General features: G+C 41.7%; 17 protein-coding genes. 12 read left to right on the top strand and 5 right to left on the bottom strand.

Going from position 1 to position 18,897, the window contains the following annotated elements; all coding sequences use genetic code 11:
• Positions 1 to 8 precede the first annotated feature (8 nt).
• Positions 9 to 1,244 (bottom strand): YaiO family outer membrane beta-barrel protein, encoded by a 1,236-nt coding sequence (locus H561_RS0121675; protein WP_027388842.1) that lies wholly within the window; start codon positions 1,242 to 1,244, stop codon positions 9 to 11.
• Positions 1,245 to 1,400: 156 nt separating this feature from the next.
• Entirely contained in the window at positions 1,401 to 2,021 is a 621-nt protein-coding gene (locus H561_RS0121680) for an RNA polymerase sigma factor (RefSeq protein ID WP_027388843.1), read from the bottom strand.
• Positions 2,022 to 2,265: 244 nt separating this feature from the next.
• On the opposite strand from H561_RS0121680, the gene H561_RS0121685 reads away from it, so the two are divergent.
• The 7 genes from H561_RS0121685 to H561_RS0121720 all read left to right on the top strand — a co-directional run bounded on the left by H561_RS0121685 (position 2,266) and on the right by H561_RS0121720 (position 11,745).
• Positions 2,266 to 3,213, top strand: a complete 948-nt coding sequence (locus H561_RS0121685) for a FecR family protein (RefSeq protein ID WP_228372331.1) — start codon at positions 2,266 to 2,268, stop codon at positions 3,211 to 3,213.
• A 59-nt stretch (positions 3,214 to 3,272) separates the two neighbouring features.
• Positions 3,273 to 6,572, top strand: a complete 3,300-nt coding sequence (locus H561_RS0121690; RefSeq protein WP_027388845.1) for a TonB-dependent receptor — start codon at positions 3,273 to 3,275, stop codon at positions 6,570 to 6,572.
• A 314-nt stretch (positions 6,573 to 6,886) separates the two neighbouring features.
• Positions 6,887 to 8,185 carry a hypothetical protein gene (locus H561_RS0121700; protein ID WP_027388846.1) on the top strand — a complete coding sequence of 433 codons (1,299 nt, stop codon included), beginning with the start codon at positions 6,887 to 6,889 and terminating at the stop codon, positions 8,183 to 8,185.
• Positions 8,186 to 8,267: 82 nt separating this feature from the next.
• Complete coding sequence (locus H561_RS0121705) at positions 8,268 to 9,185, top strand: T9SS-dependent choice-of-anchor J family protein (protein WP_027388847.1); 918 nt, start codon at positions 8,268 to 8,270, stop codon at positions 9,183 to 9,185.
• Between the two features lie 168 nt (positions 9,186 to 9,353).
• A complete protein-coding gene (locus H561_RS0121710) occupies positions 9,354 to 10,094 on the top strand; it encodes a hypothetical protein (RefSeq protein WP_027388848.1) in 741 nt (246 codons plus the stop codon).
• A 4-nt stretch (positions 10,095 to 10,098) separates the two neighbouring features.
• Positions 10,099 to 11,466 carry a S41 family peptidase gene (locus H561_RS0121715; RefSeq protein ID WP_081411718.1) on the top strand — a complete coding sequence of 456 codons (1,368 nt, stop codon included), beginning with the start codon at positions 10,099 to 10,101 and terminating at the stop codon, positions 11,464 to 11,466.
• Between the two features lie 12 nt (positions 11,467 to 11,478).
• The gene (locus H561_RS0121720) at positions 11,479 to 11,745 is read left to right on the top strand and encodes a hypothetical protein (RefSeq protein WP_027388850.1); all 267 of its coding nucleotides are present in this window, start codon (positions 11,479 to 11,481) and stop codon (positions 11,743 to 11,745) included.
• 89 nt (positions 11,746 to 11,834) lie between these two features.
• On the opposite strand, the gene H561_RS0121725 is transcribed toward H561_RS0121720, so the two are convergent.
• Both H561_RS0121725 and H561_RS0121730 read right to left on the bottom strand, forming a co-directional pair.
• Positions 11,835 to 13,304, bottom strand: a complete 1,470-nt coding sequence (locus tag H561_RS0121725) for a serine hydrolase domain-containing protein (RefSeq protein ID WP_027388851.1) — start codon at positions 13,302 to 13,304, stop codon at positions 11,835 to 11,837.
• A gap of 246 nt (positions 13,305 to 13,550) precedes the next feature.
• Entirely contained in the window at positions 13,551 to 13,742 is a 192-nt protein-coding gene (locus H561_RS0121730) for a cold-shock protein (protein ID WP_027388852.1), read from the bottom strand.
• A gap of 524 nt (positions 13,743 to 14,266) precedes the next feature.
• Here H561_RS0121730 and H561_RS0121735 point away from each other — a divergent pair.
• The gene (locus H561_RS0121735) at positions 14,267 to 15,169 is read left to right on the top strand and encodes an EamA family transporter (RefSeq protein ID WP_027388853.1); all 903 of its coding nucleotides are present in this window, start codon (positions 14,267 to 14,269) and stop codon (positions 15,167 to 15,169) included.
• Between the two features lie 107 nt (positions 15,170 to 15,276).
• On the top strand, positions 15,277 to 15,612 hold the full coding sequence (locus tag H561_RS0121740) for a hypothetical protein (protein WP_027388854.1): 336 nt from the start codon (positions 15,277 to 15,279) through the stop codon (positions 15,610 to 15,612).
• Positions 15,613 to 15,665: 53 nt separating this feature from the next.
• On the opposite strand, the gene H561_RS0121745 is transcribed toward H561_RS0121740, so the two are convergent.
• Positions 15,666 to 15,929 carry a SemiSWEET family transporter gene (locus tag H561_RS0121745; protein WP_027388855.1) on the bottom strand — a complete coding sequence of 88 codons (264 nt, stop codon included), beginning with the start codon at positions 15,927 to 15,929 and terminating at the stop codon, positions 15,666 to 15,668.
• 504 nt (positions 15,930 to 16,433) lie between these two features.
• Here H561_RS0121745 and H561_RS0121750 point away from each other — a divergent pair.
• The 3 genes from H561_RS0121750 (at position 16,434) to H561_RS0121760 (ending at position 18,866) form a co-directional block, all read left to right on the top strand.
• A complete protein-coding gene (locus H561_RS0121750) occupies positions 16,434 to 16,610 on the top strand; it encodes a histone H1 (protein ID WP_027388856.1) in 177 nt (58 codons plus the stop codon).
• A gap of 268 nt (positions 16,611 to 16,878) precedes the next feature.
• Positions 16,879 to 18,036 carry a carboxypeptidase-like regulatory domain-containing protein gene (locus H561_RS0121755; RefSeq protein WP_027388857.1) on the top strand — a complete coding sequence of 386 codons (1,158 nt, stop codon included), beginning with the start codon at positions 16,879 to 16,881 and terminating at the stop codon, positions 18,034 to 18,036.
• Positions 18,033 to 18,866 (top strand): GLPGLI family protein, encoded by an 834-nt coding sequence (locus H561_RS0121760; RefSeq protein ID WP_027388858.1) that lies wholly within the window; start codon positions 18,033 to 18,035, stop codon positions 18,864 to 18,866. Before H561_RS0121755 ends, H561_RS0121760 begins: the two co-directional genes overlap by 4 nt.
• Positions 18,867 to 18,897 lie beyond the last annotated feature (31 nt).

The following is an 18,897-nucleotide window of genomic DNA, read 5'->3' on the forward strand; positions in this document are numbered from 1 at the left end:
ACCGCATTCTAAAACTTTCTCGTATAGCCTAATGTAACATCGAACTGGTTTCCTTTTTCATTCGGGCGGTATTCCTGGTTATAATACATGGCTCCCAGAGAAAAGGCATTGGTCTTTACGGAGAAATTATATTCGGCGCCTACTTTAAAGGTCTTCAGCTTAAAGGTTTCATTTTCCAGAAGATTGTTGCGGTTTTCTTCCGGGCTGATTCCCGTTCCGATCTGGAAGGCAACATAATCCTGGGCACTTTTAGTATAATATCTCACGGTTCCCGTATAGGAATGCGAAATATTCTTGCTGTCCGGAGTAATGTAGGTCCGGAGATTGAACCAGAAGTTTTTATAATATTTTCCTACCGAAGCGGTATACATCCAGATGCTGTTGCTGAAGTAAAGCTGCCGGTAACCGATTTCTGCCTCGAAGCTGTGCGGGAGGTTGGCATTCAGGGAAACGCCTGTGCGGTATTTCGCAAACAGCCCGACATCATTGGAATAAGCCCCGCCTACATACAGATAGAACGTATTGGATATCCTTGGATAGGCCTCCAGCTCGATCTGTGTTCCGTCCTGTGCAAATTTATTGGCATAATTTCCTCTGATGATGACGGATCCGATGGGCGTCACCCTTTTATAGCTCAGCCCTACAATGTGCCAGTCATCATCAAACTGCCGGTCAAAATGGGAATAATTATAAGTAAGGCTGATGGCATTTTTAGAAGTAAGTTCGTTTATTTTAACAGCCAGGCTGTTGGCTTCCGTATTCTTCGGATTAATCGCCAAAAGAGTTTTAAGGGCTTTTTGAGATTCATCATAGTTCTTGTCGGCATAATAGGTTTTTGCCTTTAACAGCCAGAGGGCTTCGGATTGGGGATGATAGGCCAGGCCTTTGTCAATAATCTCAATGACTTTGGGGTACTGGTCATTCCAGTATTCCAGAGAAGCATAGGCAATAAAATAATCTTCATCCTGAACCGCCCTTTTGTCAAGTCCGTCGAAAACCGCTCTGGCTGATTCCAGATCTTTATTCCAGGTGTATACCCTTCCCAGAAAAACGGAAATATCAGTGTAGTTGGGCGCTGTTTCCAGTGCCTGTTTAGCCAGTGTAATAGAGGTCGTATAATCTTTGTTTTCAAATGCGGCTGTCCTTGCCTTTACAAATAATTCGTCAGCAGACGGGCTTTGCTGTCCATATATTTTTAACGGAAGTAATACCAGTAAAGCTAGAGATCCAAAGTATATTCTCATGAAATGATGGTTGGTTAATCGATGTACGGATGAAGTTTATCCTAATCACAAATATATTGAACTTTTGTGTATGTGAAAAGAGATATATTAACTTACGTCTTTTTTCCCTCTAAGATAATATTGACCATGCCGGATCTGAAGTATTTAAAGATGGCCTTATTGTTTGGCAATGATCTCCATCAGCATCAATAGGGTAATAAACTTTTTGGAGGACTGGTAATCGGGATTCAGCTGTTCGCGTATTTCGCCGAGCGTTTTGCTTAATTTGTTGCTCACTGTCTTGTTGCTTAGGCCCAGCGCTTCTGCGGTCTCATCAACGGATTTGTTTTCCCGGATTCTCATTTCAAATACTTTTTGTTCGGTAGCCGGAAGTTTCGAAACCACCTGGTCGATCATTCCGAATAAAGCTGAAATATCATGTTCTTCAAGAATCTCAAAATATTCGGTGTCCGTTATTTCGATCGGAAGGTCTGATTCGTCAATGCTTACGGTTGACGGGTCTTTTTTGGACTGGTTATAGAAATCAAGGATCCTGTAGTGGAGGTGGCGCAATAAATAGCCTTTTGCGCTTTCCGAGTCATCGGTCTGTATGCTGCCGGGATCTTCTAGAATTTTAATCCACAGATTCTGCAGGATTTCTTCTGCCGTTTCTTTATTCCTCGTCCTGCCAAAGACAAAACCGTACAGGCGGTCCCAGTATCTTTCATACAGCAGCATGAAAGAAGGACGGTCACCTGATTGTATGGTATTCAGTAAAGTCTGATCTGTCGGTCTCATAATTACCCCGCAAAATTACCTAATGTAAAATTAACTTTTTGTGAACTTTCGTAAATCCAACATTAATTATTTCCGGGAAATCGTACGCCAATATGACGTCAATGTTGATAAAGCACCGGGAATGCCCAAAATTGTTAACAACCGGGTTTCAATATGAATAAGATGTTAAAAAGGTTCCGGGGAAGTTTTTTGTTTTCGCAGTCTTATCAATAGTAAACGAAGAGAATTCAGAATTAAACAGGTTATGAAGAGTTTAAAATATAAAAAAGCGGAGGCATTGGTTTTCAGACTTTGGCAAAGGGAAGTTTCAGGAGAAAAGATTTCCCCGAAAGAAACTGAGATTTTGGAAAAATGGAAAATGCATGTTGAAAAAGACCTGGATCAAAATCACATCAATGAATCCAAGGAAAGGATTCTGATCGCTTTAGAGCCTTACTTTGCCCAGTCAGCCATAACAACAGATCATAAAATCGGTTTTATCCCATACTTATACCGGGTTGCGGCGGTTATCCTGCTCCTGTTATCTTTAGGGGGAATTTTTACCTATTTTACTTTCTTTAAGCCGGATGTCTATATCGCAGAATCCGTCAACCGAAAAGTATATCTGGCAGACGGTTCATCCGTAAACCTGTTTCCGGGTGCGGAGCTTACGGTAGAAAAATCTTTCCCGGCCGAAACCCGGATCGTTGCTTTAAAAGGAGATGCTATATTTTCCGTAGCAAAATCCAAAACCCATCCGTTTATTGTCAACGCTGACGGCTTCAGCACGAAGGTCCTGGGAACGGTTTTTAAGATTTCCCAGTCGGGCAATGATAAAGCGGTAGACTTGTATGAAGGTAAAGTGGCGGTTTCCTCTCAGGGCGTACCTGTTTATTTCCTGAAACCCCATCAGAAATGGACCAATTTCGGAATTTCCGGAACCGCTGCCGTTCTTTCGGTAGCCGCTGAGAAAAACCCGGGGAAGAAAGCATCGGCCTTGTTATCCCTGAGCTTTAATGACGTCTCTTTAAAAGAAGTTGTTGAAGTGTTACAGAAAAACCATCAGGTCAACATCAGATATCCTGAAGGCGTTTCAGGCAAAAAAATCACGGCAGATTTTACAGGGGGAAGCACAGATGAAAATATAGACGCACTCGCATTTATATTAGGATTGAGGGTTGAGAAGGAAAACCATACCTATATTTTAAAATAATAAAATCTGTAAACATTAAAACAAAACAAATATCCAGAAAAATTTTAACTGAAAAGAAGATGAAAAGTTTGAAATGTAGTTTTACCATCGCGGTGTTGTTTTTTACGTCAGCAGCAGAGGCACAGGAGCTGGTACAGAAAGTATCATTCTCTGTTCCGGCAAGCCGGCCGCTGATTGAAGTGTTGGAAGAATTTGCAGCAAAGACAGGCGCAAGGCTGGCCTATTCTAAATCCGATATTAAAGAATTAAAGGTAAAAGGGGCAAAGTGCGAAAATATTTCAGTAAACAACTGTCTTGAAGATATGACAGAAGGACTTCCGGTAGTCTTCCGGCTGCGCGGGGATCTTATTTCGGTAAAATATCAGGGCGAACGGGTTTCCGTATTGGGAAACGGAAGGCTTTCCGGGAAAATCGTTGATGAAGTCGGAAATCCTGTGGTGGGCGCCCAGGTAATGGTTGCCGGAAAGACCGTCACCACCGATAATAACGGTGAGTTTGCCGTCGATCTACCGTCCGGAGTGTATACTCTTTCGGTTAAAGCCGCCAAATTCAGCACATTAAGAGTCGAAAAATTATCAGTTGGCGATCATGAAACCAATACCGTTTCATTTGCGATGAAGCCGGTTTCAGATCAGATCAAAGATATCAAAGAAGTGGTGATCACGGGATCCCGTAAAGCGGATACCCAGGCGGGATTACTGGCCCAGCAGAAAAAAGCGGCCCAGATGAGCGACGGTATTTCTGCCGAACAGATTTCCAGAACCCCTGATAATGATGTCGGCGGAACACTGAAAAGGGTAACGGGAATTACCACAATCGATAATAAATATGTCGTGGTCCGCTCCATGGGAGAACGTTGGAATACGGCTGCAATGGATGGGATCAGCCTTCCGAGTACGGAAGCGTATAACCAGAATTTTTCATTCGATATTATTCCCACCGCCATGGTGGAAAGTATTGTGGTAAGCAAAACCGCAACGCCGGATATGAATGCCAACTTTGCAGGGGGCTACGTAGAAGTCAGGACGAAAGATATTCCCAGCCGGAATTTTACCACGGTCAGTATGGGAACCTCTTACAATGATATTTCGACTTTTAAAGAATCTCTGACCCGCCAGCGCGGAAAATATGATTATTTCGGGTATGACGACGGAACCCGGGATTTCCCGAAGGGCCTCAAAGCCATGAACTGGGAAAATCCTTTGTTTTTCGATCAGTCGAAACAGTTCACCAATGATAATTTCACCACCTACGGAACCACTGCAGATTTAGGTTCAAATATGCAGCTGGCTTTGGGAAGGACTTTTCAGCTTAAAAATAATAACAAATGGGGATTTGCGGGAGCATTGACCCTAAGAAACGAACAGAATAAACTTCAGATCGACCATACCGGAAGGGGGAACTGGCTGGATACGACCGAGCAGGACATCAAGGGATGGCAAGATCATGGAACCGCCCCTATAAAGTTTTATGACTTTAAGAATAAAGGGGCTTCCTATTCTTATAATTCCACCATCGCAGGAATGTTGAATTTCGGATTGCAGTTGGGGAAAAGCAGGCTTTCCTTCCGTAATTCTTACACCCATATCTATGACAATACGCTTACCAGGATTACCGGCTGGAACGAATATACCGGCGGAAGCGGATTGCCGGGGAATGCAGAATTATCCTACAATTATTTTTACAACGGACTTATTCCGAACAATGACCCTTCTCAGATCAAATCGTTAGACAAACCTTACACAGACAATACCGATTATCCTATATATCAGACCCTTTTGCAGAATAAACTGGAAGGAAACCATAAAATAGGGAATGTAGACGTCGACTGGTTTGCGGCAAGAACCGGAGTTTCTTCCGACACCAAAGACTATACGATGCATCAGACCTATTATGATTTTATAGGAAATGAAATTTTAAACTATCATGAAATTAATAATTCATCAAGTGATTTCGCAAGGGGATATATTGAAAACAGGCAGACCGATTATAATTACGGCGCTTCTCTTAAATTAAATCTGGATAAAGGCAACTTCAAAAACGATATAAAAGTGGGATATGCCGGGGCATCAAAATCCAATACCAACATCCAGCAGAAATTTTTATTAAGAGTAGATGAAAACAGAAATGTTCCCAACGGAGGAGACAAAGGTATCCTGAAGATGCACGGAGGGCTTTCTGAATGGTTTAACGGATCACAATACGTACCGGGAGGAATCGGATGGGAGACGAGGCCACTCTATGAAGACGAAAAATATGAAGGGAAAGTAGATCAGCATGCAGGATTTATCATGTTTGATAACCGGTGGAATAAATTCAGGCTGGTTTGGGGACTGCGTGCAGAGTATTTTAAGTATGACCTTATTTCTCAGCAGCTGGATACGAATGATCCGCAGAATGATGACAAAGCAGATGTTGAAGATAAGCCGTGGCAGTTTATGCCTTCTGCCAACTTTACCTATAGTCCCACCGGTAAAATTAATGTAAGGCTTGCCTACAGTAAAACGGTAATCCGGCCCCAGTTTAATGAAAGAACCGGATTGCCCTATTTTGACCCTGTTGCCAACGGATTGATTTATAACACAGAAATGGTTTCATCAGTAGTCAATAATTATGATTTTAAATTGGAATGGTTTCCGGGATTAGGGGAGATTTTTTCGGCAGGATTGTATTACAAAAATATCGAACGGCCCATTGAGCGGGAAGGATATATCTCAAATGAAGGGAATTTATTCCTCTTTAACGGAAACTCAAAAAACGCAAAGCTGAAAGGTTTTGAAGCGGAAGTGAGAAAAAACCTGGGTTTCATCGCCACGGATTCTTTCCTCGAAAAGCTTTTTATCAGCGGAAATTTCACCTATAACGATACTAAGGTAATTTCTTTTAAGAACAGGGAAAAAACAACGGATGCAGATGAGACTTATGAAGTAGACCGGCCGCTTTACGGGCAGACTCCCTATGTCTATAATCTGGGTCTGATGTATGACGGGGAACGTTTGGGGCTAAGTTTTTTATACAATGCCAAGGGCGATCAGTATATCACGGTGGGATATGCCTACAACGGAGAGGAAATACAGCGTCCCTACGCAGTGGCAGATGCACAGATTTCATATAAATTATTAAAAGACAGGAATTTAGAAGTGAAATTTAATGCAAGGAACCTTTTCAACAGGGTGAAGGAATTTTATAACAATTATAATTCTTATTCGGTATCAAAAGAGGGAGCTTCCCAGACAGACAGAGAAATGTGGGAACTTCTGCCCGGTGCCACTGACAAATACGACAAAAATATTGACAAGATCCTGTTCCGTGCCTACAGCGGGAGAATGTTGGGATTAAGCGTGAATTACACGTTCTGAACCTAAGCAAATCATTAAAGAATAAAGAAAAGAGCTCAGTATAGCAACGTACAGGTTCCGGTAGCCTGAGAATGAATCAGATCAACAGTACTGGTGATGCGCAGCAGCAGTAAAGATTCAGACAGAAACCGGAGGCCGGCTGTTTTTCCCGGACAACGGCTTATGATTATCGGGAAACTCTGCAAGGCAGCTCCTCATGCGGTGCAGGCGTAAAAAATTAACCAAATCGCAGAAATACAGAGGCGGGTATTTCTAATATAAAAAACTTCAGGTCTGAAACATAACCAACCGGCCTGGCCATAAAATTTTTAACAATGAAAAAATTAACTTTAATCGCAGCAGCAGTTTTATCTCTTACTGCCTGTCAGAATGATTCTTTAGCAGATTCTTCAAACGCTTTCGATATGAAGTCGGCTTCGGCTGAGTATATCACTGCAGCGTCCCTTCCTGTGACTACGGTAAATGCTGATATTACTACCAATACTACCTGGAGTGGAGTAGTAGAGCTTGACGGTAATATAGCGGTGAAAAATGGTGCCAAACTAACCATCCTGCCCGGAACATTTATCAAAGCGAAACCAAACGCTTCCGGAGAAGGAAGAGGGGTTTTAATCGTTACAAAAACAGGTTCAATTGATGCTACGGGTACAGAATCTCAGCCTATCATCTTTACCAGCTACAGATTACTGGATGGTAATGAAGATACTACTGCCGTTCCCGGAGATTTCGGAGGGGTCGTTTTATTAGGGACTGCTCCTACCAATGTACCGACTACAACTACTGTAGAAGGATTAACCGGAGCAGATTTCCAGTTTGGAGGTACGGTCTCTAATCACAATGCAGGGATCATGAAATACGTGCGTATTGAGTTCGCCGGTTATGATTTCGCTGGTGCTAATTCCGGTAACGAGGTGAATGGTCTAACATTGGCCGGTGTCGGAAGCGGGACTACTTTAGATCACATCCAGGTTTCTTACGGTCAGGATGATTCTTTCGAATTCTTCGGAGGTACGGTAAACGCTACCAACTTGGTGTCTTTTGCTGCAGAAGATGACAATTTTGATTTTGATAATGGCTATACAGGAACGATCTCTTGTGCACTTTCTTTGGCAGATTATAATTCCAGTCATACAGTAAGCGGCGGAAGTCCTGATTCCAACGGTATCGAGTTGGATAACAATGCGGGGGGTACTGCTACTGCATTGCTTACGCACCCGGTAATCAATAACCTTACGATCATAGGAGCCGGTTCAGGTGTTGCCGGACAAGGTTTAGCCTATGAAAACGGTATCCATATCAGAAGAAACGGTTTATTAACTTTAAATGACGCCGTAGTTACAGGATATCCTACAGGGATCAGGGTAGAAGGGGTAGGTTCCCAGTTATCTTCAGCTTCTACGTACAGCTCGATCAAAGTACATGGGTTCACAACTGCTGTAACAGGTACAGGGACTGCAGGAATTCCTGCTGCGAACTTGGTGGTTTCGTCAACAGCTAGTGCTTTCGGAATATCTCAGCCATTCTTTAACAATGGAGGATGGAATGTGTCACCAAGAAACTGTGGAAATTTCACAGGTATCTGGACAAAATATAATTTCTCAATTGTAGAATAATAAGCTCAATTAAAATGCAGGGATGGTATTATAGCCATTCCCTGCTTTTATTTCAAACTAAAAAACTTTAATAATTGGTATTATGAAAAAATTAATTTTATTTTCTGTTCTGTTTTTATCCCAGGCCGTATGGGCACAACTTCCTGTCTGGAGCAATTCTTTTGATACCCCGGCTTCTTTACAGGGATGGACTTTCCATGATGTGAACGGAAACGGAAACGGGTGGGTTCAGGGACAGAATATCTATCATAACGGAACTGCTTTGGCATATGGAACTGCAGGAGTTCTCCGCCATTCCATTAACTTGGTTCCCTCCGGGAATGCCACCGGTTTTGCAACGGAAAACGACTGGATCATTTCCCCTGAGATCGATCTTACGGGTGCAGGCGGAACCATCACACTGGCCGGTTATATCGGAAGACAGAGATCCACCCATGCAAGCGTGAGCAGAGATATTTATATTTTCGTAAGCACGCCTCAAAAGCAGGTGCCTGAACTGTCTGATTTCCAGCAACTGGCAACCGAGGCGCAAAATGCGGGCGGAGCATTATATAAGTTCAGCGCTACCACGGCCACGTTGCCGTCCGACCTTACCCAGTTTGCGGAATCTTTGGTCAATATTTCAGCTTTTGCAGGAAAAAAGATCTATCTGGGCATGTGGTCAAACAGAATCACTTCCGGCGGCGCTGCAAATTCGCAGAATATCAATATTGATGAAATGGCTATTTATTCATCCGTTTTAAAAACAAATGACGTAAAAACCGTTAAAAATCTAACCAGAGTAATGGAAAACCCTGTAAACAGTTCTTTACAGTTACAGCTTAATCCGGCTTTAAAAGAAAATACAGCCACAGTGACGGTTTACAATAGGGCAGGGCAAAAAGTCTGGATGTCTAAATATTCAAAAAACATGAATGTTTCGGCACTTTCTGCAGGACTTTACATCGCTGAGGTTTCAGACGGAAAAATATCAGAAAAATTGAAATTCATTAAGAAATAATTGGTCTTAAGCAAGCCCATAGCTTTGAAAAAATAACCATGAAAACTTTTAAAATAATGGTATGCTTACCCAACTGACGTATCCGATTTAGTTTTTTTATAATCCTTATTGCCCTGCTTTCGGGTGGGGCAATTTTAATTCAAATTTTATTATTCTAATATATTTTCGATGAAAAAGATCATAGCTCTGACCCTCTTTACCTTACTGTTTTCCTGTACCGATGATAATACTTTAGAGGTATATGATAAAGCGCAAAAACCTGCAGAAGTCAATATTAAAGGATATTCCAAGCCGGATATTCTTCAATTGAGGCTTAACGGGTCGCCGGTACCGATCAACGGGAAAGCTTCTTACACCGACAAAATAGAAACCCAGCTTCAGTTCGTGCTGGATAAAGATGAAAGCAGTGAACTTGGGATCTATAACAGCGAAACAGGAGCCCAGGTTGCAAAATACAGTATAACATACGATAACATCAATGATTACAAAAGCCTGAGTTTCTTTAATCTTCCGGGGATTTTCCTGAAGACCTATGCCGTAAAACCTCAGGTAAACCTTGGGAAAGTAGGGTTTGAATTTATTTTCCCCAACTTGGGGGAATTCTCAGGTTCTTCCCTGACGAATGTTAAAGGGGTTCTGAAAAGAGAAAACGGAGCAGTGCTGGCTGAGTTCGACAACATCGGGAAAGAGAATTTTACAGCGGTAAAAATCTATAATTTCTTCAGTACTTCCGCTCCGGTTTATCTGGAATTATACAAGCCGGGAACCATGGAACCCTACACCGGTTCCGGCCTGATCCAGGTGAAGATCAAGCAGGACATCGGAGCGAATATGATGGTGATTCAGGAGAAAATGGAGAACGGAATAGTAGTGCTAAAAGGAGATATTGACGTAGCCGATTATCTGTAAAACAATGAAAGTAATAAAAATATTTTTTACATTTTGCATATTGCTGGCTGTTTTAGCAGGTATGGCCGTAATGTCGTGCAGTGAAACCGATGACGGCTTACCGGAATTTCCCGAAGGGAGCACCGAATCGGTCAACGTATGGGTTCAGGACAGCATGAGGCGGTATTATTACTGGGCAGAGCAGATGCCTGCTAAACCGGATTACCACCTTCCCGTAAAAGATTTTTTCAAAAGCCTGTTATCCTCCCAGGACCTGTTTTCCTATATCGTGGATACCAAAGATGCTTCCTCATACCCGCGCTCCATACGGGGAATGTATGGTTTCGACTATGCGGTTTTACAGCTCGGAAACGGTGAGGTCGTTACCGTTATCAAACTCGTCCTTACCGGTTCTCCCGCAATGAATGCAGGGCTAAAAAGAGGGATGGTCATAAAAAAAATCAACGGTACCGCAATTACAGCTTCCAATGCGGGACCGCTGACCTCCTCGCTTCAGGATCAGACCGTTATTCAGCTGACGGTGGGCGACTGGCAGGATGATACGGTGGTTCATGAAAAGGACGTGACGGTATATTACGGATATTCTTTAGCACAGCCTGTTCAGTCTAAAATTATTGAAGAGGCAGGTAAAAAAACAGGATACCTGTATATCTACGATTTTCCCGACGGCATGACGCAGAGCCTGAATCAGAAATTCAGTGCTTTTAAAGCGGCAGGCGTCCAGGAACTTGTCCTTGACCTCCGTTACAATTACGGCGGTTCGGTTTCATCAGCGGCCGCCCTGTGCTCGTTGATCCCTTCAGGAATATCAGCCGGCTCACCATTCATCACCTATAAAGGAAACAAGAACGGGGGAGAAGTGAAGCGTACCTTTTCACAGCAGATGGCTTACGATCCCAATGCGCTCGATTTTAATACGCTTCATGCCAATTCATTAGGACTGAATAAAGTGTATATCCTTACCTCGGAAAGTACAGCTTCAGCTTCGGAGATTGTCATCAATAATTTAAAGCCTTACCTGCAGGTGATTCAGGTCGGAGAGAAGACGCTGGGGAAAGATATGGCAGGCTTTGCCATTGAAGACAGGCGGAAGCCCAAGAAGATTTCATGGCAGATCCACCCCGTTATCTATAAAGTTTTCAATGCATCCGGAGCAGGCGGCTACAGCAGTGGGATTGCTCCGCAGGTGTCCGTTGACGAGTACAATATGTTGCCTCTTTTGCCTCTGGGTGATCCTGAAGAGACTTTGCTGGCGTCGGCTTTACATAAGATCTATTCAAAACCATCCCATGACAGACAGGTTTCAGACGATGATCAGAAGCTGAAAGTCTTATTTCAGAGTGACAATCCTTTTGCCGGAACGGCAAGATAATCTTCAGCGGACATGCAGGGAATAGAGCCTAAGTTTCACAACAGTCTTGCCGAACGCATCGAAGTGTACCGGTGTCTGACCGAAGCCCTTGAAGACCATGAGGCCCGGACATCGGATATTGTGTCAAAGTCGTCTGAATTAATGGATCTGTATGAAGAATATTTAACCAATAAAAAGAAGCTTGAAAAAAGCATTAAAGACTACAAACAGTTTCACGACGGCCTCCGGAAAGTGATTACTCCGAAACTCCGCGAACTGAAAAGGAAATTGAAATCCTGAAAGATGAATCCGCAGAATCAAAACAATGATCAGCATGCTGTTTTTATTTTAGGGTTCAAAGCATAAAATGTTCTGAAAAAGATTTCAGCTTATTTCCCCTTAAGATAATCCGCCGCATTCGTATTCCCGGGATTTAATTCGAGCGATTTTCTATAATTGAGGACTGCTTCTTTACGCCGCCCCACGGTTTCAAGTATTTCCCCATAGCTGTCATACCCATTGGCACTGTTAGGGAATAATAAAGTATTTAACCTGAAAACAGACAGAGCTTCATCCTTTTTACCCATACCCAGTAGCTGATAGCCCCACGCATTCACTTCATCTTCTGTCAGTCTGAACGTTTTATTCTTTTTCTTAAGCTGCCTGTAGACCGAATCTATATTTTGAAACCCTTCTCTCATCAGGCCACTCCGCAATAGCTTCATATCCGGGCTCAGTCCGAAACCGTTTTCTGCTTTCATATCCGGGATATAATACCCGGCTACTTCATCAATCATCCATTCGGGATTGGAACCCTGGAGGTTGGTTAAAATAATAATCGATAAACGGTCTTTCGGATAAACGAATAAAGCCGAACGCATGCCGCCGACCGGTGCGGCTGCCGGATGTTCATCCCGTACTACCGTAGGCCACCCCAGTGCATAGCCGTTGGTAAGTTTGTTAAAGCCGTCAACATGGCCGTTATTGAGTTTTGTCGTGGTGAATAGTTCCTCAAGGCTCTCTTTCTTATGCAGTAATTTCCCGTCTTCCAGGGCGATCAGCCATTTGCTGAGGTCTTCAGCCGATGAAATGATTCCTGTGGCAGTCCTGAAGAAAACAGGGAAAGTAGCAAATATATTGTGCAGCTTTCCGTCATTGATCCATTTTCCGTCGGTGTTGATCAGGGTAGAATAGGCTCCGGCACTGTTCGGGATGATGTCATTTGAATCCCCGAACCGGGTAACTGTCATTTCGCATGGCGTGAACTGACCGTCTTCAATGAACTGTGTAAAATGTTTCCCGCTCAGCCGGGTGATGATTCTTCCTAAAATGAGATAGCCGGTCTGGTTATAACTGAATTTTTCCCCGGGAGCGGATTCCACAGGAAGCTTTTTAACAGCTTCCCAGTTGCTTTCTTCACTGCCGTCGCCTAAAACCTGTTCCTTTTGGTCAATATTATTCGGAAGTCCTGAAACATTACTGAGTGCCTGCCTGATCGTAACGGTTTCCCATCCGGCCGGCATGTCTTTTATATACAGGGAAAGAGGATCGTCTACCTTCAGCTTTCCCTGTTCCTGAAGCTGCATAACGGCCACCCCTACAAAAGCCTTGGTCATGGAGTTGATAGAAAATACGGTACTGTTTTTTGTCGCAGCCTGCTGTTCAATATTCGCAAGCCCGTAATGGCTGAGTTTAACCAGTTTCCCGTTTCGGATCACCGCCAGCTGAAGTCCCGGTATTTTCATCCGGGCCATTTTATCTTTAATATACAGATCGATGCTGTCCGGAGTTTTCTGTGACGAAACCCGGTTGGAAAAAAAGATAACGAAAAATAAGGAACATATTTTTATAAGGTTCATCTGAAGTATTTTATAGGTATAACAATACCGGCTTAGGTTGTATTACATCACCGTAAAGATAATCTATGATCACCGGTGTTAACAGGATAGGATGGTTTTGTTCGAAAACCTACTTATAAATACCGCTGAAAAGAAGTATTTCAGCATCCGATGGATTATTGATAATCCGGACAAAAAAAATAGCAGATAACACTGCTGTTATCTGCTATTGTAATAAAATAAAGAAAGTTTAACCTTTCTTCAAAATTATGCTAAACGTACGTTAACTGCGTTAACGCCTTTTGTACCGTTCTGTAATTCGTAAGTTACGACATCATTTTCACGAATGTTATCTACTAAACCTGAAGTATGTACGAAAACATCCTGTCCACCTGTTGATGGTGTAATAAAACCAAATCCTTTGGCATCGTTAAAGAATTTTACTGTTCCTTGTTGCATTGTAATATATTATAAAATTATTGTATTAAATTTTTGGCTTTTGCCGTTACCGGGCTGATTTTACATCAGTACGGGTTTAAATCGATTTGTTAACAAAAATGATGGGGATATTTTTTAGAATCTTGAACGGTTCAAGGTGAAAAAAATGATTCATCTGATATAATGATGACAAACTTAGCGGCTGATAAAGCGAAGACTGATAGAAAAGAGTAAACTCTGAAATTTCAGAAGAAGCATTTGGCAGTAGCCTGATTATTCTACAAATGTACGTATAATTTATTGAAAAGCAAATTTTTTTTAAGTTTTATTTATTTTCTGTCAAGAATTAACATTCCGTTCATCGTGGGAGTACCGAATAGATATCCTGTAAATAGATAGGGGACCTTATCCTAATTCAGTTTTCTGGTTATCTTTGCCGGACCGTCCGGAACCTGGGATGTGCGCCGGTTATGCGTTCCATTTCTCCCGGACTGTCTGATATAATAAATCGGTAAGTTTAATCTGATGAATCCCGTACTGAAACATTGAATACACTGAAATATAATCTTGCCGCGGTGCTGGCATTCTCTATCTGGGGCACTTTCAGCCTGGTGCTGAAGCCGCTACATGCCTACAGCGCGCTGGATATCCTTTTTTACCGGGTATTCATCGGTGCACTGGTCATGTCGTTGATCACGGTCCTTTTTAAGAGGAATGCGCTCAGGGAGAACTTAAAGCATTTCAGGTCTTTGCCGCGAAAAGCCAGGCGGAGCGTTGCCTTCCTGCATGTCGGAAGCAGTATTTTACTGGCCGCCAACTGGTTTTCTTTTATTTATGTGATGAACCATATCAGCGTAAGGGCCACTTCAGTGGCATATCTGGTCTGCCCCATCATGACCACGATCCTTGCGTTCTTTGTACTGAAAGACAGGCTGACGAAACTCCAGTGGTTTTCCGTAATGCTGAGCGGGATGGGATGCATCCTGCTGTCTTATGCAGATATGGCTGATATGGTATACAGCAGCCTGATCGGCTTTACCTATGCCTGTTATCTGGTCAGTCAGAAAAAAAACGGTCAGTTTGATAAATTTCTGGTCCTCAATGTTCACATCCTGATATCCGCATTGGTCCTGCTGCCTTTTTTTCCTTCATTTTCCGGGCCTGCGCCTTCGGAATTGAAGTTTTATTTCTATGTCGGGATTATTGCTGTCGTTTACACCATTATCCCATTACTGTTAAACCTGTATGCGCTGACGGGCATCAGCTCGTCAAAGGTGGGAATGATCCTGAACATCAACCCTATTATTGCCTTTGTTCTGGCCGGAGTGGTGTATCACGAGCCGTTAGGCGCCTTGCAGACAGGGGCTTATGCACTCATATTCTTTGCCGTACTTGTTTTCAATGCCGGGAGCATTTTCAAGTCGGATACCCGGAAACCCGTTCAGTAACAGCTTCGTATCATCCGGAAGTCATCCATGAAAAAGGGAAGATAGGTCCAGGCGTATTGGTATACAATCATGGCAGCATAATTGTATCTCCACTCTATAAAAAAACGATGGAAAATTTAAATATTTCCCCTTTCAGCATGATGTCTCTGATCGTTCCTTTCATCATGACAGCCATCAGTATCTATTATGCGTCCAAACGCTTCAATACGGAAGCCATACTTTTAACGGCCGGCTCAATACTTGTTTTCGTGACTGCTGTATTTGCCGTTTTCATGCCTTACCTGATTTGGAGCCGGCATATGCCAATGGATGAGGTGTCCTTGTATTATGGGGTGCTGGGGACAATTACCTTTATAGGAAACCTCCTTTTCGCCATAGGCTTTTTTATGCTGGTGCTTACCGTCATCAGGAAGAATGAAGCAGGGGCCGCTAAAAAGCTCTGAACCCATTCCTGTTGATATTTCTTATCGTTTTAAGTATGGATGAACACCGCCTTTTATACTGCCGTAATAAAGGCAAAAAGCCCGAATATGATGCCCGGTGAATTGGCCATGATAATCGGCATATCCCTTTCAGGTTTTTTCATGAACCCGTAGACGACCCACAGGGTACAGTTCACAGCGGCCACCAGCGGCTGCAGCCATTCCCCTTTGTTGCCGGCTAGATTGCTCCGGATCTGCGGAATGTAAGAGACATACATGGCCATAGCGGTGGCCGTGGCTACCCATCCCAATACTTTGAAAAATTTTTCGTTGTCCATAATTTGTGTTTTAAATGAGTATCAAATATAAGTCAAAGTGATTTGCAACTTACATGCCCAAATGAATCCACAGAAAGAAGCGGACCATTTTAGTCGGAATCTCTGCCGTTTGATTTGACCGGGCATGACAGGAATGGCCTGAAGCAGACTGTTGAAGCATGATATTTTATAGACGGATAAAACTTTATAAATTTTTAAAGCCTGATTTTTAACGCTGTTCCCACTGATTCAGGACTATTTAGGATTGTCTGCTGGCCGCAGGATTTCTGTGGACTTTCTGTTTTTTATCAACATTGTATTCATCATTATGATCATATTATTTTCAAAGCCCTTTTGAAGGGACTTTTTTTGTTTACCGTTGCTGATATCGCTACGTTTCAGCCGGAAAATCAGATAAAACGGCAGAAAAGCGATAAATTTTAATGAATGGGTGCATTTTTTTTATGCTCTGTTAGGCTGGAACCGCCATAAAACCTATATTTGCAGCCTAAATTTTAAGAAACAATGAAAGAACTTATCGAAAAAATCAACGCAGAATTTGAAGCTTTCACCAACGAAGCAAACCAACAGGCAGAAAAAGGGAACAAGGCAGCAGGGACAAGAGCCCGTAAATCAGCTTTAGAGCTGAGCAAACTGTTCAAAGACTTCAGAAAGGTTTCTGTTGAAGAATCTAAAAAATAGTTAATTTCCAAAACCGGCTTGAAAAAGCCGGTTTTTTTTATGACCTGACTTATTTTATTGACTGCACTTTCATTGACACCGTCAATTATTTCTTTTATAAACGGAAAAAATTTTTTGTTAAAAAATTTAAACATCCCGATTGTTATTCCCAAATTTCACGGCTTTTAGTTAAATATTGATAATTTATTATTAAATAACTCATTCCGTATTGAATTGTATCGTATTTGAAATATATATTTGTCGTATTAATAAACATGAACAAATTTATATGAAACGAATTTTTATTTTATTTTCCATTATTTCAACACTTCTCCCGGCACAGAAAATACAGGTCATTGATGCCGAAAACAACAAACCCATTGGGAATGCCCGGATTATTCTTGAGAATAAAGTGGTTTACACCAATGATGACGGTTTTGCTCCGGTAGAACCTACCGGGAAGAATCTTGAGATCTCTGCGGCCGGTTTCCAGAAACAAAATCTCAGTTCATTTACTGCGCTGGTAAAATTGAAACCCAGCTTTAAAGATATTGAAGAGGTAAAGATGGTGAATGTTGATATCAAGACGATTTTCGAGGATGTCTTTAAAAATTATCATAAAAGATATTTTGACGATCCTTCGCTGTACGATATCACCTTAAAACAGCGGGCTTTTGACAATGATAAATTACACTTTATGGTCATTGCAGAGGCCAAATTGTGGAGCGGAAACAACATGTACAACTGGAAAAACGGCATTAAAAAGAATTATGATGATATTGTACAGATCCAACTGAATAATATTAAATATTTGAAAAATAGTAAATCAGACAGCATTTTCAGCCAAAAAACGGATGAGTTCTCCCATGAGATTGTCGGGAATTTCTTTTTTAATTTTGAAATCTACCGCACGTTATTGAACTTGAGAAATAAAGCGACCAGATTTTCCGGTAATTTAATTTCTGATGATGGTGAAGAGCAGGTTATTAACTGTAAAATAAAATCAAGTTATGGGACTGATATCAGTGGAGAAATCAGATACAATAAAAAGGATAAAGTCATTACAGGGTATGAATTCACTTATCTGCAGGGCGATTTTCCGACAGAAAAGAAAGTAACTGCCGATGGGAAAGAGTTTAGCAGAAAGCTTGGCAATGCAACAATAAAATTTGAATTTTACAAAAAAGATGGGGTATATCTGCCTTCCCTGAATAGTTTGAATACAGATAATTTTGTTATTTTCTATAAAGACCAGGTCCATACGAAAAAAGCCAGCCGGGAAATTGTCTATAACAGTTTTTCAAAGTCTGATCAAAAAGGTCTGGAATCTAAAATTGATTTCAATAAAAGCATATGGGAAAATATTCCTGTAAAAGAAGATAAAGAAACTACAATTTTACTTTCAAGAGAAGAACAGGAATTTATCAATCAGAATAACAGACTATGAAAAACATCCTTTTACCAGCATTTATTTTAGCTTCATTTGCATCAAATGCACAGACGCACCGCTTTATTTATGATGTAGAATACAAGAAAGATTCTATACAAAATTTGACTGCCAAAGAAAACTATCATCTGGATATTGAACCGAAACAAATAAAATATTATCCACGCGATTTTTTTGTCGGAGACTCTTTGGTTACCCATAATCTTGCGATACCGCAAAGCGCAGATTTTAATACCTCGAATATTCTTACCCATAAACCGGGAACAGATGATTATGAATATTATGATGTTTTAGAAAATATTATTTTAAAACTTCCGTCAAAAAATAAACAGAACTGGAAACTGACGGATGAGAAAAAGAAAGTGAAAGACTTCAATCTCCAGAAAGCCACCACCACCTGGGGCGGAAGAAACTGGATTGCCTGGTTTACTTCTGATATTCCATTTCAGGAAGGTCCCTATAAATTTCATGGTCTTCCGGGATTGATTGTTGAACTTTATGATGACCAAAACAATTACAAATTTGACCTGGTGAAAACCCAGAAGCTGACAAAACCTTATGTCAATCAGTACATCAGCTATGTGATCGAGCAAAGTGTTCCGGTCAATGAAGAAAAATACACCGCTGCAAAACTGAAATACTACGATTCTCCCGTCAATGCATTGAGAAACAATAGCGGCTCAATCAAAACCAATGAAGAATTCTACCTCAGCGACGGGACAAAAGTCGGACAAAGCAATTCCCGTGAAGTGAATGAGCGTTTGAGAGAATCGGTCAGAAAGTACAATAACCCGATTGAATTGGATAAAGCGATACCATATCCTTTGTAAAAGTTTATTTATGAATCCGTGAAAGTCTGTG

It is taken from the genome of Chryseobacterium gregarium DSM 19109, from assembly GCF_000430845.1.
In the GTDB taxonomy this organism is placed as follows: Bacteria; Bacteroidota; Bacteroidia; order Flavobacteriales; family Weeksellaceae; genus Chryseobacterium; species Chryseobacterium gregarium.